Source organism: Alcaligenes sp. NLF5-7 (assembly GCF_024266725.1).
Classification (GTDB): domain Bacteria; phylum Pseudomonadota; class Gammaproteobacteria; order Burkholderiales; family Burkholderiaceae_B; genus Alcaligenes; species Alcaligenes phenolicus.
The window spans coordinates 2,717,597-2,731,976 of record NZ_CP100755.1; the positions used below are offsets into that span (position 1 = coordinate 2,717,597).

Below are 14,380 nucleotides of genomic sequence, written 5' to 3' on the forward strand. Positions count from 1 at the left end.
GTCCAACGAAGCCAGATTCAGAAATTAATGACCGTTAACTTTCTCGCCTTCTTTCAGGCGGTAGCGGGCACCACAGTAAGGGCAAGCGGCTTCGCCGGTCTTGCTGATATCGATATACACGCGGGGGTGCATGTTCCACAGTGTGCCACCTGGACGGGGGCAGTGCACGGGCAGATCGTCGGCTCCGACCATAATCAGTTCGTGATCTGCTTTTTTAGGTTCGATAGCGGCGCTCATAAGGTTCCTGATAACAATGAGAGAGGTAAGAATACCGTGCACGCAACGGCGGTGCCGAACTTTACGTGCGTAGACTAGCGATTGTAGCAAGACCCGGCCTGTTTTTTCTTGACCTTATCAACAGAGCAAGATGTTCGTGCCTCGGTTTTGCTTCTAGAATAAGAAAAATCATAAGCAAAGCTGCCGCCGCTGTTTACAGCTTGCGGGCAGCACATCTCAGGAGACGGCGTGTCAGCCATCACAAGATTATCGGCCTTGTTGCCTAGTGCACAGGATCGTGTACACATGCGCGCCGGTTTCATCGACTTCATTCCCGCCTTGATTGCCACTGTGGTCTGGGGCTTTGTAACGGGCGTGGCCATGGTCAAGTCCGGCTTGAGCGGGTTTGAAGCCACCTTGATGACCTTGTTTGTGTATGCGGGCTCGGCCCAGCTGACGGCCTTGCCGCTGATCGAGTCCCACGCGCCCTTGTGGTTGATTTTCACTGCCGGGTTCATCGTCAATATTCGCTTCATTATTTTTGGAGCGGCCTTGCAGCCTTTTTTTCGTCATCTGAGCTGGAAGAAACGCCTGGGCCTGGGCTATATCACCAGTGACATGGTGTTTGTGCTGTTCATGTCCAAGTATGGCGACTCCAAAGAGCGCGGCTCTCGCGAGCATCTTTGGTATTACCTGGGAATCATCCTGCCTGGTTGGCTAAGCTGGCAGATTGCCTCCTTGTCAGGCATTGTGCTCAGTGCCTATGTGCCGCCTTCCTGGTCGCTGGAGTTTGCGGCCATTCTGGCCCTGCTGGCGCTCCTGATTCCCTTGGTCAACAACCGTGCCATGTGGGCCTGTTTGATTACGGCCAGCGTGATTGCATGGGTCGGACAGGCGCTGCCCCTGCGTTTGGGGCTGGTGGCAGCGGTGCTTGGCGGAGTGCTGGCTGGCGTGGCGGCAGAACAACTGCAACGGCATAGGGATGCACGGTGATGAGCGATTGGCAGTATGATTGGTACGTTTTGGGTGCAATCGCCCTGTTGGTGTTGTGCAGCTTGCTCACCCGCTCCGGCTATTTCATGTTTGGTGATTTGCTGCCCCTGACCGAACGTATGCGGCGCGCCTTGCGCTTTGCTCCGGTAGCTGCTCTGGCAGCAATCATTATCCCGGAACTTTTGCCTTGGGCTTACGGCGACACCCCCCGATTGGATATTAAAGCTCTGGCCAGCCTGGTGGCTGTGCTGGTGTTCATCCGTACCCGTAACGCTGTTTGGGTAATCGTGGCCGGGATGGTGGCGTTCTGGCTGATACGTGCCGTGATGCCATAAAATCCTGACCCGAGTACTGACATGCCCGTGACTGCTGTGAGGCAGGCGGGCATAAGTTAAAATAGGATTGTTACAAATGCTTGCCACTGGTGGCAAGCCGACTTTTTGCGTACATGACAGATAAAACTCCTTCGACCCCCAATGACCTTACGTTTGCTGATTTCGGTCTGCACCCTGGAATATTAAGCGCCGTTACCGAGGCGGGATATTCCAAGCCTACGCCTATTCAGGCCGAGGCGATTCCCGTGGTGCTGGCCGGCCGTGATGTCATGGGGGCAGCCCAGACGGGTACAGGTAAGACGGCAGCCTTTTCCTTGCCTATCCTGAATCGTCTGATGGCGCACGCCACGACCAGCGCTTCGCCCGCCCGCCACCCGGTGCGGGCTTTGGTGTTGACACCAACACGCGAGCTGGCCGACCAGGTGGCCGAGAGCATTGCGCTCTACAGCAAATCGGTCCCCTTGCGCTCGACGGTGGTGTTCGGTGGTGTGGATATTGGTCCGCAAAAAGAAGCCCTGCGCCGTGGTGTTGAAATTGTCATCGCCACCCCAGGTCGTCTGCTTGATCACATTGATCAGCGCACGATCAACTTGAGCCAGGTCAGCATTCTGGTGCTGGATGAAGCTGATCGCATGCTGGATATGGGCTTCCTGCCCGATCTGGACCGTATTGTGTCCTTGCTGCCCAAGAATCGTCAGGGCCTGTTGTTCTCGGCGACGTTCAGCAAGGAAATCCGCAAGCTGGCCCGCAACTTCCTGAATGATCCGGTCGAGATCGAAGTGGCTGCCCGTAACGCGACCGCATCGACAGTCACCCAGGTGGTGTATCCCATGTCGGCGGACGAGAAGCGTCGTGCCGTGGCGCATCTGATCAAGACCAAGAAGCTGACCCAGACTATCGTCTTTTCCAATACCAAGATTGGTGCTGGTCAACTGGCCCGCTATCTGGAGCGTGAAGGCATCAAGGCGGAATCCATCCACGGCAATAAAAGCCAGCTGGAGCGCATGAAGGTACTGGACGCCTTCAAGAGCGGCAGTGTGGATGTGTTGGTAGCAACTGATGTGGCCGCCCGCGGTCTGGACGTGGCCGGTATGCCTTGCGTGATCAACGTGGACTTGCCGTACAACGCTGAAGACTACGTGCACCGTATTGGCCGTACTGGTCGTGCTGGCGCCTCGGGTGAAGCCATTGCCCTGATGGCTCCTGATGAAGAGCATTTGCTGCAAGAAATTGAGAAGCTGATTGGCACGGCTGTGCCACGTCTGAAGCTGGATCTGCCAGCGGCTGCCTCCTCGTCCCGTTCCGGTTCCAACCGTCACGAGCGTGGCGAGCGTCGTTCGTATCAGTCGAACACGCCACCCGTGGATGAATTTTTCCTCAAGCCTTACGAGCCATCGACCGCTGCTGCGCCCAAGCCAGCGGTGACGACTCCTTCCAATACAACGCGCAAGCGTTCGGTGGGTGTGCTGTTAGGCGGCGGCCGCTACTAAGGCGCGCAAATCCCCAGGCCCGGCATCAACGACCGGGCTGCGTTCGGAGATGCTGTGCACCAGACGCTCCAGATGTTCGATATGAGGCAGCATGGGACCGTAGAAAACGGTCCCATTTTCGTTCTGGATCAGCAGCGTGGGGAAATCTTCAATATCTTCATCGCCCACTAGCTCGGGCTGCTCTTCAATATCAATCCAGATCAGGCAAGCCTGGGGAAACTGTGTGGCCAAAGCCTCAAAAGCGGGTTGATACTGCTGACAGGTTTTGCACCATTCGGCGCAGAAACAGGCAATCAACAAAGCATCGGGTTCGGCTTGCAGGTGGGCCGCCAGGGCGGTCAGATCGTGTTGGGCGTTGAACAAGGCCATAATTTCATACAGACAAAAAGAAGCGACTGTGTCTATGATACTCGGGTAATCGATTTTGCTTAGCAGGAGCAGTATGTCCGTATCTTCGTCTGCCCCATCGCGATCGGGCCCTGCTGGCGGTTGGGCCAGCATCTCCATCGCCTTCAAGCGTTCTTTGGTGTCGCAATTTCAGCCACGCATGCTGGTGGCCCTGGTCATGCCTTTCCTGATCATGTTTGTGGGCCTGATTTTACTGAGCTGGCTATTGTGGACCCCCATTCAGACCTGGTTGCTGGAGCTGCTGGGGGGCTGGAATGCCTTTGAATCCGTGGATCAGTGGTTGGTGGGCTTGGGCCTGTTCTCGCTGAAAGTGTATCTGGCGCCCTTGTTGGCTTTAGGCATTTTGTTGCCTCTGGCCGGTGTGTTGGGCCTGATTATTGCCGCTGTGCTGGTCATGCCTTTGGTCCTGGGCCATTTGCAGCAGAAAGACTATCCCGATCTGATCAAGCAAGGCCACAATGCCACGGTCTACAGCGTCTGGAACGCGGTGTGGGTGGGAACCTTGTTTGTAGTGGGTTGGCTGGTCACCTTGCCGTTATGGATTTTTCCTCCTTTTGCGCTGATTTTGCCCGTGCTGTGGTGGGTTTTTGCCCTGACGCGCATGTTGCGGGTGGATTCCCTGGTTGAGCACGCGAATGTGCAAGAGCGCAAATATCTGTGGTCCCGTCTGAATAGCCAGTACTGGTTGATCGGTCTGATCTTTGCCCTTTTGAACCTGATTCCACCGGCCTGGCTGGTCTTGCCTGTGTTCTCGGCTCTGGTGTTTGCCCACTTCTCTTTGGAAAACCTTCGTCGCCTGCGCCAGCACGAGGCAGCAGCGGCTTCTACTACGCTTATTGACCATGACAACTAAGGATCAAGCCATTATTCGTCTGATTATTATTGGCGACGAAATCCTGTCGGGACGTCGCTACGATAAACACTTTTCAAAACTGATCGAGCTGCTGGGGGCCAGGGGCTTGCAGCTGGGAGGCGCCCAGATCATCCCTGATGACCTGGATACGATTGCCGCCACCCTGGAGCGCAGTTTTGCGACGCCGGATATTGTGTTTTGCTGTGGTGGGATTGGTGCGACACCGGATGATCAAACCCGCCAGGCGGCGGCCAAGGCTTTGGGTGTGGAGCTGAGGCTGCATCCCGAGGCCGCAGCCTTGATTGCTGAGCGCTGTGCTGAAAATGAGCGTAATGGCGTGGGTAGTGCGGATATGTCCTTGCCCGAGAACCAGCAGCGCCTGCAGATGGGTGTGTTCCCGGTGGGTGCCGAAATTGTGCCCAACGTCTACAACAAGATTCCCGGTTTTTTCATTCACAATCACACCTTCATGCCGGGTTTTCCTGTGATGGCCTGGCCCATGATGGAGTGGACGCTGGATACTCGCTATCGGGAACTGCACCATCTGGCTCATCGAGTCGAACACTCTTTCCTGGCCTTTAACTTGCCAGAGTCGCGTATTACGCCGGCCATGGAGCATGTAGAGCTAAATTGGCCAGGTGTGAAAGCGTTTAGCCTGCCCAGCGTGGGGGAAGCGGGCGGACAGCCACATATTGATCTGGGCGTTAAAGGGGAGCCGGAACCGGCGGCAGAGGCCTTGGCTTATTTGCGCCAGCAGGTGCTGGACTTGGGCGGGAGCTTGAGCCCTGCGCTAAAATAGCGCTTGCCAAGCGCGCGACCATTTCATATTATGGAATTTGTTGCGTTGCATCATAATTCTCCTAATAATGACAACAAATTCCTTTACGCCCTCAGGCGCGTCGTCAAACAATGGTGGTCAGATGTCGATCCAGGTTCTGGAACGCGCCATGATTCTATTGGACGAACTGGCCAAGCAATCTGAGCCAGTGGCATTGAAGAATCTGGCGGCTGCAACTGGCCTGCATACCTCAACCACTCACCGTATCCTGAACGATCTGGTAGTGGGGCGTTATGTGGAGCGCGTGGACAGCGGTTTATACCGACTGGGCATGCGTTTGCTGGAGCTGGGCTCCCTGGTTAAAGGCCGTCTGAATGTGCGTGCGGCTTCCCTGGGCCCCATGCGCGAGCTGCACAAGTACACCGGACAAACGGTGAATCTGTCCTTGCAGCAGGGCGATGAAATTGTCTATGTGGAACGTTCCTGGAGCGAGAGCTCGGGTATGCAGGTGGTGCGCGCCATTGGTGGCCATGCACCTTTGCATTTGACCTCGACCGGCAAGCTGTTTCTGGCTTCCTGGGAACCGCGTCAGGTGCGGGCCTACGTCATGCGTACCGGCTTGGCCGGTGCTACCCGTAACAGCATTACTCAACTGGAATTGCTGGAGCGCGAATTGGCGCAAGTTCGTCGTCTGGGCTATGCCCGCGATAACGAGGAGCTGGAGATGGGTGTGCGCTGTATTGCGGCTGGTGTGTATGACGACACCGGCAAGCTTTTGGCCGGTCTGTCTTTATCTGCTCCGGCCGAGCGTTTGCACGACGACTGGATTCCCGTTTTGCTGAATACCGCCGCTAAAATTTCCGAAACGCTGGGATACGACAAACAGCGTTAAGTCTGTGTTTTAGTGTTGTTTTTCCAGTCTTGATTACAAGTCCATGACGGTTTTGTTGCAGCGCAACAAATTACGTTGACTTTGTTTTGGATAGCGCTTAAAGTTGAATTGTTGCGGTGCAACATAGAAGGTTTGCCTTGCGTAGTTGCGAATGGGCCGGGCCTTCTTCAGACCCTTGTCTAGTAACACTGACACTAATTTCACGCTGGCTTGACCCAGGCCACGTATCTCCAAGGAAAACATCATGAGTGCTATTCCACAAAACGTACTGGAATCCCAACAAGCTACTTTGAACAACCTGTTCGCTGCTCAAGGTCAATTGCTGCAAGGCTTTGAAAAACTGGTTGGTCTGAACCTGAATCTGCTGCGCAGCTCGCTGGAACAAGCGGCAGGCCAATCCCAGCAAGTTATCAACGCCAAAGACGTGCAAGACGTTGTGGCCCTGTCGCAAAGCGTGGCCAAGCCTAATGCTGCCCAGGCTCTGGAATACGGCAAAAGCGTTTACGACATCTTCTCCGATCTGCAACTGAACCTGTCGCGTATCGCTGAAGCTCAACTGGCTCAAGGTCAACAGCACGCCGCTGACGCTATCGACCAGCTGGCCAAAAATGCGCCTACCGGTACCGAAAGCGCTGTTGCTTTGCTGAAGTCTTCCTTCGCCACGGCTTCCAACGCTGCTGAAACCGTTGTCAAGGCTGCTCGCCAAGCTGCTGATGCTGCTGAAAGCAACATCCAGGCTGCCACCAACGCCAGCCTGAAAGCTGCTGCTCAAGTCACCGAAGCCAGCAACAAAACGGTTGAAGCCGCTGCCGCTGCTGCGACTGCTGCTACCAGCAAGAAGTAAGTTTTTGCTTGTCTGATTTAATCAGGCGCTAAAGAAAAAGCCAGCTCATTGAGCTGGCTTTTTTCTTGCGTGCAGTGCCAATAGTGAACGTGCTTCAGGGTGCTAGTGCACGCGTTACGCGGGCACGATGCGTTTTACAGGGCGCGAATGCACTCGGAAATCAGGGCCGGGCCTTTGTAAATCAAGCCGGTATACAGCTGTACCGCCTGGGCTCCGGCCTGGATCTTTTCCTGAGCCTGACGGCCAGATTCAATACCGCCAACACCAATAATAGGGAAGTCGGGGCCTAGTTGCTCGCGCAGACGACGAATGACGTTCAAGGATAATTCGTGCACTGGTGGACCGGACAAACCGCCTTGCTCCTGGCCGTGGCGCAAACCCTGTACGGCATCGCGCGACAAGGTGGTATTGGTGGCAATAATGCCGTCCAGACCTTGCGATGGAACCGTGTCCGCAATGGCATCAATTTGTGATTGATCCAGGTCAGGGGCGATTTTCACCACAATGGGCACGTAGCGTTGGTGTTCTTGTGCCAATTCCGTACGTAGCGCTTGCAAGGAACCGAGCAGACGAGCCAGTTCATCCTGAGCCTGCAAGGCACGCAGGTTTTGCGTGTTGGGTGAGGAGATATTCACAGTGACGTAATCGGCGTGGGGGTAGACCGCACGCAGACACGTCAGATAGTCCTGATCGGCCTGTTCAATAGGGGTGCTCGCGTTCTTGCCAATATTCAGGCCCAGAATGCCGCCTTGCGAGCGGAACTGGCTTTTGCGCACATTTTCAATAAAGGTATCCAGGCCGTGGTTGTTAAAGCCAAAGCGATTGATCAGGCTATTGGCTTCAGGCAAGCGGAACAGGCGTGGTTTGGGATTGCCGGGCTGCGCTTTCGGGGTCACTGTGCCAACTTCGACAAAACCAAAGCCCAGTGCGCCCAGGGCATCAATATGCGCGCCATTCTTATCCAGGCCTGCGGCCAGACCCACAGGATTGCGCAGCTTCAAACCCATCAGTTCCAGAGGCTTGCTGGGCAGGTCTTTCAGCAAACTGCCCAAAATAGGAGTTTGGTGGGCGCAATGCAGGGATTTCAGAGTCAGTTCGTGAGCGTGTTCAGCATCCAGACTGAACAGCACCCGGCGAGCCAAGGGATAAAGGCTGAATAGGGCAGACATGGGGATCGATAAAAGAGGACGTTAAGCCAGCCATTCCCAACGACCTTTCATCAGGAGCTGGTAGGGGCGAAAGCGGGTTTTGTAGGCCATTTTACGGCTTTCTTCGATCCAGTAGCCTAAATAGAGCCAGGGCAGGGATTGTTGACGGCAATAGTCCAACTGCCAGAGCACGGCGTAGGTGCCCAGACTGCCGGTGTCGTCGGGATCAAAAAAGGTATAGACAGCGGAAAGCCCGTCTTGCAGCACGTCGATGACGGCCACAATTTTCAAGGTACCGTCGGGTTCACGAAACTCCAGCAGGCGCGAAGTGACATGGCTGGCCAGCAGAAACTGGGCGTACTGAGACTGGTCGTCCTCGTCCATGCCGGCGCCGGGGTGGCGACTGGCCTGGTAACGGCGGTACAGCTCGTAGTGTTCGGCATTCCAGTGCAGGGGCAGGTCTTGTACGACCAGATTGCCGTGGCGTTTTTTGGCACGGCGCTGGGCACGGTCAGGCTGAAAATGCAGGGTGTCACAACGCAGGGGCAGGCAAGCGCGGCACTGGTCGCAATAGGGGCGATAGGTGAAGGTGCCGCTGCGTCGAAAGCCTTGCTGGACCAGCTTGGAGTAAACCGTGTCGTTAATCAGGTGAGCAGGAGCGGCAACCAGCGAGCGTGCCTGTTGTTCTGGCAGGTAACTGCAACGATAGCTGGCCGTGGAATAGAATTGCAGCGTTTGGGGACTGGGTGCTTTGGGATAATTCATGCGACTCTGCCAAGCGTGATAGAGCCATTATGGGATGCTCGCGCCAGCCTAGCAAGTTGGGGGCAGGCCTAGTTGCAATGCCCCACGCGGCCAGACCGGGCTGGGTTGATCTTTGGCCCAGCTCAGGGCAGCCATAAAGTCTTTCCGGGGGATGGGGCTGGCACCCAGACTGGCCAGATGCGATGTCTCTTGCTGGCAGTCTATATACGGGATGCCCGCGAACTTCAGGAACTCCACCAGATGGGCCAGGGCGATCTTGCTGGCATCGGTTTGCAAGGCAAACATGGATTCGCCAAAGAAAAAGCGGCCCAGATTCACCCCATACAAACCGCCGACCAGCTTGCCGCCCATCCAGGTTTCTACGCTGTGGGCGTAGCCACTGTGGTGCAAATCTGTATAGACCTGCTCAATATCCGGGCTGATCCAGGTGCCGGTCGCACTACGTTGGGCGGCGCATTGGCCTATAACTTGCTCAAAGGCCAGATCGCAGGTGACACGGACAGGGGCGTCGTCCTGATCTTGCTGCCGTGCAATCTGGCGCAGTTTTTTGCCCAGGGAGCGGGAAATCTTGAATTGATCGACCTCCAGCACCATGCGCGGATCAGGAGACCACCACAGAACCGGGTCGCCAGGGCTGTACCAGGGAAACATGCCCTGGCTATAGGCTTCCAGGAGGCGTGGAACGCTTAAATCCAGACCGGCAGCCACCAGCCCGTCGGGGCTGGCGTGTTCAGGGCTGGGCAGGGCCTGATCAGGAGCGACCCATACAAGCGACATGATCAGCCGTGGTCGCGGGGGGCGATATCAAATTCGTGAATCTGGAAGCGGCCTGCCTTGTGGTCTTCGACGTAACGCTCCAGGGTGGCGGTTACGGTGCGAAAAGCCAGGTTGTCCCAAGGGATGTCGTCCAGGTGGAAGAAGCGGGCTTCCAGGGACTCCGGACCGGGGTCCAGCACGTCGCTGATGACTTTGGCCAAGTAGTACACGTGAACTTGTTCAGCGTAAGGTACGCTGATAACGGTAAAGAGTGGGCCGGGTTCGACTTGCGCACCCGCTTCCTCGCCCATTTCACGCAAGGCGCCTTGCCCCAGCGTTTCGCCCAGCTCCATGAAACCGGCGGGCAAGGTCCAGGTGTTGTAGCGCGGCTCGATAGCGCGACGGCACAGCAAGACCTGATCGTCCTTCCACATGGGCACAATACCGACCACATTGCGGGGATTCTGGTAGTGCACCGCGCCGCAATTTTCGCAGACATCACGCATGCGGTTATCGTCCGGGGGCACCAGGCGTGTCAATTTGCTGCCACATTGATTGCAGAAGTTTTGCGTGCGTGGGGCGGGGAAATAGAAAGAGGCGGATGGCTGGGTCATGCAGATTCTGTGATGGCGGTTCAAATGGGATCGGGCTCTGGCAAAACAATATACGCCAATTCCTCGGCGGGCGACACGCAGGACGACCAGACTGTCAGGGAAAAGGCTTGTGGGTAAGCGGGCAAGGACCAGCCCTCGCTGCGCTGGGCTTGCTCCAGATCCAGACTCTCCAGGCCGTGTTGGTCTGTGCGTAACTGTTCCAGCAGGGCAGGAACATCACGACCCGCCAACAAGGCCGGGCCTGCGGAGGTGCGCAAATAGAGCCTGCCCTCAGCGCTGATGTACCAGGCCTGAATAGTTTCAACAGGTCGGCCAGTATGGTCTTGCAAATGAGCTTGATCCTGGGCCAGGGACACAATCAGTGGGGCGGCGTCCAGACGGACATAAACACGTTGCGGACCATTCTGGATAAACCAGCGGCCTTGTTCGTCCGCCTGATAATTGCGGTTGAAAAATGCCAACAAACCCTGGTGGGCAATGCGCTCGCCCACTTTCCCTGGGTGCTGGTTAGCATCGCCAGCCGGGTGATGACGCCAATGACCAGACTGATCCAAAGAGATATACCCGCTGACAGCGGGTACATTGGGCCATTTTTTCATGGCATCCATAACAGCAGCATCCATAAGTTTCAGCCTTGCAGGGACGAAAACAAAGGGTGGCACCGATACGGTTGCCACCCTTGACGGTGTAGGGCCGACGACAAGGTCGACCCTGGGGCAAGGCGAGTTTGCGCCTTAAGCCATATAACTGCGCTGCATGGTTCCGGGGATGGTGTGCGAAAGAGGCTTTTCAACTTTGATTTCCGGTGTGTCGTTGCCTTGCAGGGCTTTGGATAACAAATTGGACAAGCGTTCGCGCACGTCTTGGGGCACATGACTAAATACGCCCGATAGCCACTCGATGTAATAGGGCAGCAGGTGCTCGCACAACTCTTGTCCGGCCTCGGTGAGTTTAACAGTGAGCACGCGGCGGTCCGAGGTATTGTTCTGGCGTACCAGCAATTGCTGCTGTTCCAGCCCGTCGAGCAGGCCGGTGATGGTGGCGCGGGTCACGCCAGCTTGTTCTGCCAATAGCGCGGGGCTCAGGCCAGAGGGTTGGCGGCTAAGCAAGAACAGCAGAACCAGACGTCCTTCGGACAGACCAAATTCGTTCAGAACAGAGCTGGAAGCGCGATTAATGCTGGAGGCCAGCGACAGAACGCGTAAACACAGTTCGATATCCTCGGTTTTAGGGTGGGCCTGGCGTTGGGATTCGCTCAGGATAGTTTGATATTTCAGATCGAGTAATTTCATAGTGCTGTGCCGTTAAGGAGTGCGCGGCAAAGAGCAGTAGTTATTTAGAAAGAATCAATAAAACCCAATAAAAACGGGTTTGCTTTCTTTTATTACTGAGCCGCTGCTTTTAATGTGGAAATTTATCTTATTTTTTAATTCCATTTTTATTGATTTAAACATCTTTTATTGATTAGGAATTTTCATTTAGTAAAATAAGGTCAATTTTTTTCAGTATAAGCGGCTATGGGTTTACAGAATAGTCGTAAAGCTTGTGTATACTCTTTTGCCTTCCTTTTTTTCTCAAACTGCAAGGTTTCCGGACTTCCTATCCGGGCAGCATGGGATGATTTTTGATCCTGTGCTGTGAGTCTTATGGCTTGAACGCATCAAAATGATGCAAGCGCGCAACGCTCGTGTCCAAAGCGCCAGACTCTTGTTACAGACATGATGAGCGAGCTATATCGGAGATACACCGCTAAATTAAGCGAGTTTTCAACTGTCAGTCAGGAAGACAAGGCGGCCCAACTCAAGAAAAACCGCAAAACGACGTGCATGTGAGCGCTCGGCGTTTACAATGTTCAAAGCGCTTCCCGAGCTCGACGATGCCTTCAAAAAAGGCGGTTGGATCATTCACCCCGCTTGGCGGATTGCAATAGAGGCCCGTTTTTTACGGGCCTTTGCTTTCCGGAATTGGATACAAGCATTATCCAAAGCTTATTAGCGGTATTTGCCAGCATGTCCCCGAGCCCCTGCCAAGTTCGCAAGAAATGGTAGGGCTTTGTTCCGTTTGTAGTCCGGGATTGAGTATGAGGCGTATCAAAAAAGTCTTGCTATCGTTATTAAGGAAACGAAGGAATTATGAGTCAGTTCCGTATCGAACATGATTTGCTGGGAGACCGCCAAGTCCCCGATGAAGTCTATTATGGTGTTCATACCTTGCGTGCCAAGGAGAATTTCCACATTACCGGTACGCCTATTTCAACTTACCCGGAACTGATTAATGCTCTGGCGCTGGTCAAGCAGGCAGCTGCTCAGGCCAATTTCAAACTGGGTTTGCTGGAGCAGGATAAGCACGACGCCATTGTGGCTGCATGTCAGGCCGTACAAGCGGGCAAGTGCCATGAGCATTTCGTGGTAGACATGATTCAGGGCGGCGCAGGTACCTCGACCAATATGAATGCCAACGAGGTTATTTGTAACTTGGCCTTGGAACATATGGGGCACAAGCGCGGCGAGTACCAGTATCTTCACCCCAATGAAGATGTGAACATGGCCCAAAGCACCAACGATGTCTATCCAACGGCTTTGCACCTGGCTGCCTACCGTTCGCTGGACCCGCTGTTTGCCGCCATGGAACGTCTGCGCGACGCCTTCCTGAAAAAGTCCGAGGAATTCTCCTCGTACATGAAGATTGGCCGCACTCAGTTGCAAGATGCTGTGCCCATGACCCTGGGTCAGGAGTTCAACGCCTTTGCCACCATGATCAACGAAGACATCGTGCGTCTGAAAGAATCGCGCAAGCTGATGTGTGACGTGAATCTGGGCGGTACGGCTATTGGTACCGGCATTACGGCTCACCCTGAGTATGCTCAGCTGGCTGTGGCTGCCTTGTCCGATCTATCCGGTGTTCAACTGCGTGTCTCTGACGATTTGATCGAAGCCACTCAGGATTGCGGCGGTTTCCTGCACCTGTCGGGTGTGTTGAAGCGCGCTGCCGTCAAGCTGTCCAAGCTGTCCAACGACTTGCGTCTGCTCTCCAGTGGCCCTCGTGCTGGTATGGGTGAAATTTGTCTGCCCGCCGTGCAAGCTGGTTCGTCCATCATGCCCGGTAAAGTCAACCCCGTGATCCCTGAAGTGGTCAACCAGGTTGCCTTTGAAGTGATTGGTGCCGACATGACCGTGACCATGGCTGCTGAAGCCGGTCAGTTGCAGCTGAACGCGTTTGAGCCTGTGATTATTCACTCCCTGTTGCGTAGCATGGCTTTGTTGAGCAATGCTTGCGACACGCTGACCCAGTTCTGCGTGGTAGGTATCACTGCCAACCGTGAATGCCTGGAAAGCAATATCGAGCGTTCCATTTCCCTGGTCACCGCCTTGAACCCGTTCATCGGTTACAAAGCGGCTACCTCGGTTGCCGCCGAAGCCTTCCAGACAGGTACCAATATTCGTGACGTGGTTCTCAAGCGTGGTTTGATGGATGCCGAGACCCTGAATGACGTGTTGCGTGCCGAATCGCTGATCCAACCTCGTGATCTGCGTGCTGCTGACCCAGCCTGAACCAATCTGAACCAGGCCTGATTGGCCAGTCTTGGCCGACGCCGGTAACAGTTTGGGAAGCCTCCATTGTGGGGGCTTTTTTCTGTCCGCTCGATTCGTAAAGAGAGATACTGTCGCTTGTCTACAGGCAAGGAGCAGCGGGGGATGATGGAGTCGGTTTACTGGGCGGTGGCTGTTGGCGCCATTGTGGCGGGTTTTGTGCAGGGTTTGTCGGGATTTGCCTTTGGCATGGTGGCCATGTCCTGCTGGGCCTGGTTTCTGGAGCCTCAACTGGCGGCGGTGCTGGCGGTATGCGGTGCCTGGACAGGGCAGATGATTGCCGCCTTCACCCGGCGGCGTACCTCTTATTGGCAGATCCTGTTGCCGTCTATAGGACTGGTGATGCTGGCTGTGCTGATCCCTGTGCTGGCGGGCGCGCGCCTGTATGTGGGCATTAGCCAAAGCACGTTTCGGGCCATTGTTTTAAGTCTGTTGACCCTGTCCGGCATTGCCATGCTGGTCTCGTCCGTGCCGCAGCTGCTGGCGCGCTAGAGCAGGTGGTTGAAGCCTCTAGGGTAATGCTCTATATCGAAAAAAGGCCTGTTTACCTGATAATAAATGTCGGCGATGGGAATGCATTTCGGCTTCCCGCCCACTGGAGCAGAGCCTGTGAGGTTTCTGGGATTTCAATTGTTGTTTGGTGATCACTTGGCACGCAGTGTGCGTGGGGTATCCTGCGCGCCCCCCTGCAAGGCTTG

18 protein-coding genes are annotated in these 14,380 nt (G+C 55.2%); 9 read left to right on the plus strand and 9 right to left on the minus strand.

Annotation, left to right across the window (positions count from 1 at the left end; genetic code table 11):
- Positions 1 to 24 precede the first annotated feature (24 nt).
- A complete protein-coding gene (locus MID00_RS12490; protein WP_254498899.1) occupies positions 25 to 237 on the minus strand; it encodes a zinc-finger domain-containing protein in 213 nt (70 codons plus the stop codon).
- Positions 238 to 522: 285 nt separating this feature from the next.
- Between MID00_RS12490 and MID00_RS12495 the strand changes: the two genes are divergently transcribed.
- The 3 genes from MID00_RS12495 to MID00_RS12505 all read left to right on the plus strand — a co-directional run bounded on the left by MID00_RS12495 (position 523) and on the right by MID00_RS12505 (position 3,034).
- Positions 523 to 1,209, plus strand: a complete 687-nt coding sequence (locus tag MID00_RS12495) for an AzlC family ABC transporter permease (protein ID WP_009460096.1) — start codon at positions 523 to 525, stop codon at positions 1,207 to 1,209.
- Positions 1,209 to 1,544 (plus strand): AzlD domain-containing protein, encoded by a 336-nt coding sequence (locus MID00_RS12500; RefSeq protein ID WP_009460095.1) that lies wholly within the window; start codon positions 1,209 to 1,211, stop codon positions 1,542 to 1,544. The genes MID00_RS12495 and MID00_RS12500 overlap by 1 nt, the downstream gene beginning before the upstream one ends.
- A gap of 113 nt (positions 1,545 to 1,657) precedes the next feature.
- The gene (locus MID00_RS12505; RefSeq protein ID WP_080748056.1) at positions 1,658 to 3,034 is read left to right on the plus strand and encodes a DEAD/DEAH box helicase; all 1,377 of its coding nucleotides are present in this window, start codon (positions 1,658 to 1,660) and stop codon (positions 3,032 to 3,034) included.
- Here MID00_RS12505 and MID00_RS12510 read toward each other — a convergent pair.
- Positions 3,014 to 3,403, minus strand: a complete 390-nt coding sequence (locus MID00_RS12510; protein ID WP_009460093.1) for a thioredoxin family protein — start codon at positions 3,401 to 3,403, stop codon at positions 3,014 to 3,016. The genes MID00_RS12505 and MID00_RS12510 overlap by 21 nt on opposite strands.
- A gap of 73 nt (positions 3,404 to 3,476) precedes the next feature.
- Between MID00_RS12510 and MID00_RS12515 the strand changes: the two genes are divergently transcribed.
- The 3 genes from MID00_RS12515 (at position 3,477) to MID00_RS12525 (ending at position 5,965) form a co-directional block, all read left to right on the plus strand.
- Positions 3,477 to 4,295 carry an EI24 domain-containing protein gene (locus MID00_RS12515; RefSeq protein WP_035271921.1) on the plus strand — a complete coding sequence of 273 codons (819 nt, stop codon included), beginning with the start codon at positions 3,477 to 3,479 and terminating at the stop codon, positions 4,293 to 4,295.
- Entirely contained in the window at positions 4,285 to 5,094 is an 810-nt protein-coding gene (locus MID00_RS12520) for a molybdopterin-binding protein (RefSeq protein WP_254498900.1), read from the plus strand. Before MID00_RS12515 ends, MID00_RS12520 begins: the two co-directional genes overlap by 11 nt.
- Before the next feature lie 121 nt (positions 5,095 to 5,215).
- Positions 5,216 to 5,965 (plus strand): IclR family transcriptional regulator, encoded by a 750-nt coding sequence (locus MID00_RS12525; protein ID WP_009460091.1) that lies wholly within the window; start codon positions 5,216 to 5,218, stop codon positions 5,963 to 5,965.
- A gap of 33 nt (positions 5,966 to 5,998) precedes the next feature.
- Here MID00_RS12525 and MID00_RS12530 read toward each other — a convergent pair whose 3' ends face one another.
- Positions 5,999 to 6,211, minus strand: a complete 213-nt coding sequence (locus MID00_RS12530; protein ID WP_009460090.1) for a hypothetical protein — start codon at positions 6,209 to 6,211, stop codon at positions 5,999 to 6,001.
- Here MID00_RS12530 and phaP point away from each other — a divergent pair.
- A complete protein-coding gene (phaP, locus tag MID00_RS12535; RefSeq protein ID WP_009460089.1) occupies positions 6,210 to 6,809 on the plus strand; it encodes a TIGR01841 family phasin in 600 nt (199 codons plus the stop codon). The genes MID00_RS12530 and phaP overlap by 2 nt on opposite strands.
- A 134-nt stretch (positions 6,810 to 6,943) precedes the next feature.
- Here phaP and MID00_RS12540 read toward each other — a convergent pair whose 3' ends face one another.
- From MID00_RS12540 to MID00_RS12565, 6 genes are all read right to left on the minus strand, one after another.
- Positions 6,944 to 7,978, minus strand: coding sequence for a quinone-dependent dihydroorotate dehydrogenase (locus MID00_RS12540; protein WP_021446955.1), 1,035 nt, complete (start codon positions 7,976 to 7,978; stop codon positions 6,944 to 6,946).
- A gap of 21 nt (positions 7,979 to 7,999) precedes the next feature.
- Positions 8,000 to 8,722: an arginyltransferase gene (locus MID00_RS12545; protein ID WP_021446954.1), complete on the minus strand. Its 723-nt coding sequence runs from the start codon at positions 8,720 to 8,722 to the stop codon at positions 8,000 to 8,002.
- 48 nt (positions 8,723 to 8,770) lie between these two features.
- Entirely contained in the window at positions 8,771 to 9,499 is a 729-nt protein-coding gene (aat, locus tag MID00_RS12550) for a leucyl/phenylalanyl-tRNA--protein transferase (protein WP_254498901.1), read from the minus strand.
- 2 nt (positions 9,500 to 9,501) lie between these two features.
- Entirely contained in the window at positions 9,502 to 10,092 is a 591-nt protein-coding gene (locus MID00_RS12555) for an NUDIX hydrolase (protein WP_009460085.1), read from the minus strand.
- A gap of 20 nt (positions 10,093 to 10,112) precedes the next feature.
- The gene (locus MID00_RS12560; RefSeq protein WP_254498902.1) at positions 10,113 to 10,715 is read right to left on the minus strand and encodes a DUF2946 family protein; all 603 of its coding nucleotides are present in this window, start codon (positions 10,713 to 10,715) and stop codon (positions 10,113 to 10,115) included.
- A 111-nt stretch (positions 10,716 to 10,826) separates the two neighbouring features.
- Positions 10,827 to 11,384: a MarR family winged helix-turn-helix transcriptional regulator gene (locus tag MID00_RS12565; protein ID WP_021446953.1), complete on the minus strand. Its 558-nt coding sequence runs from the start codon at positions 11,382 to 11,384 to the stop codon at positions 10,827 to 10,829.
- Positions 11,385 to 12,224: 840 nt separating this feature from the next.
- Between MID00_RS12565 and aspA the strand changes: the two genes are divergently transcribed.
- Together aspA and MID00_RS12575 are read left to right on the plus strand one after the other, a co-directional pair.
- A complete protein-coding gene (gene aspA, locus MID00_RS12570) occupies positions 12,225 to 13,643 on the plus strand; it encodes an aspartate ammonia-lyase (RefSeq protein WP_009460082.1) in 1,419 nt (472 codons plus the stop codon).
- A 147-nt stretch (positions 13,644 to 13,790) separates the two neighbouring features.
- Positions 13,791 to 14,174, plus strand: a complete 384-nt coding sequence (locus tag MID00_RS12575; protein ID WP_082453649.1) for a TSUP family transporter — start codon at positions 13,791 to 13,793, stop codon at positions 14,172 to 14,174.
- The last annotated feature ends 206 nt before the right edge of the window (positions 14,175 to 14,380 follow it).

Bases quoted from the DNA above. Each gene is read 5' to 3' on its own strand.
- MID00_RS12505 (WP_080748056.1), top strand. From the start codon at position 1,658: ATGACAGATAAAACTCCTTCGACCCCCAATGACCTTACGTTTGCTGAT.
- MID00_RS12495 (WP_009460096.1), top strand. From the start codon at position 523: ATGCGCGCCGGTTTCATCGACTTCATTCCCGCCTTGATTGCCACTGTG.
- MID00_RS12530 (WP_009460090.1), bottom strand. From the start codon at position 6,211: ATGATGTTTTCCTTGGAGATACGTGGCCTGGGTCAAGCCAGCGTGAAA.
- MID00_RS12560 (WP_254498902.1), bottom strand. From the start codon at position 10,715: ATGGATGCTGCTGTTATGGATGCCATGAAAAAATGGCCCAATGTACCC.
- MID00_RS12555 (WP_009460085.1), bottom strand. From the start codon at position 10,092: ATGACCCAGCCATCCGCCTCTTTCTATTTCCCCGCCCCACGCACGCAA.
- aspA (WP_009460082.1), top strand. From the start codon at position 12,225: ATGAGTCAGTTCCGTATCGAACATGATTTGCTGGGAGACCGCCAAGTC.
- MID00_RS12540 (WP_021446955.1), bottom strand. From the start codon at position 7,978: ATGTCTGCCCTATTCAGCCTTTATCCCTTGGCTCGCCGGGTGCTGTTC.
- MID00_RS12490 (WP_254498899.1), bottom strand. From the start codon at position 237: ATGAGCGCCGCTATCGAACCTAAAAAAGCAGATCACGAACTGATTATG.
- MID00_RS12515 (WP_035271921.1), top strand. From the start codon at position 3,477: ATGTCCGTATCTTCGTCTGCCCCATCGCGATCGGGCCCTGCTGGCGGT.
- MID00_RS12520 (WP_254498900.1), top strand. From the start codon at position 4,285: ATGACAACTAAGGATCAAGCCATTATTCGTCTGATTATTATTGGCGAC.
- phaP (WP_009460089.1), top strand. From the start codon at position 6,210: ATGAGTGCTATTCCACAAAACGTACTGGAATCCCAACAAGCTACTTTG.
- MID00_RS12500 (WP_009460095.1), top strand. From the start codon at position 1,209: ATGAGCGATTGGCAGTATGATTGGTACGTTTTGGGTGCAATCGCCCTG.
- MID00_RS12545 (WP_021446954.1), bottom strand. From the start codon at position 8,722: ATGAATTATCCCAAAGCACCCAGTCCCCAAACGCTGCAATTCTATTCC.
- MID00_RS12510 (WP_009460093.1), bottom strand. From the start codon at position 3,403: ATGGCCTTGTTCAACGCCCAACACGATCTGACCGCCCTGGCGGCCCAC.
- MID00_RS12565 (WP_021446953.1), bottom strand. From the start codon at position 11,384: ATGAAATTACTCGATCTGAAATATCAAACTATCCTGAGCGAATCCCAA.
- aat (WP_254498901.1), bottom strand. From the start codon at position 9,499: ATGTCGCTTGTATGGGTCGCTCCTGATCAGGCCCTGCCCAGCCCTGAA.
- MID00_RS12575 (WP_082453649.1), top strand. From the start codon at position 13,791: ATGGAGTCGGTTTACTGGGCGGTGGCTGTTGGCGCCATTGTGGCGGGT.
- MID00_RS12525 (WP_009460091.1), top strand. From the start codon at position 5,216: ATGTCGATCCAGGTTCTGGAACGCGCCATGATTCTATTGGACGAACTG.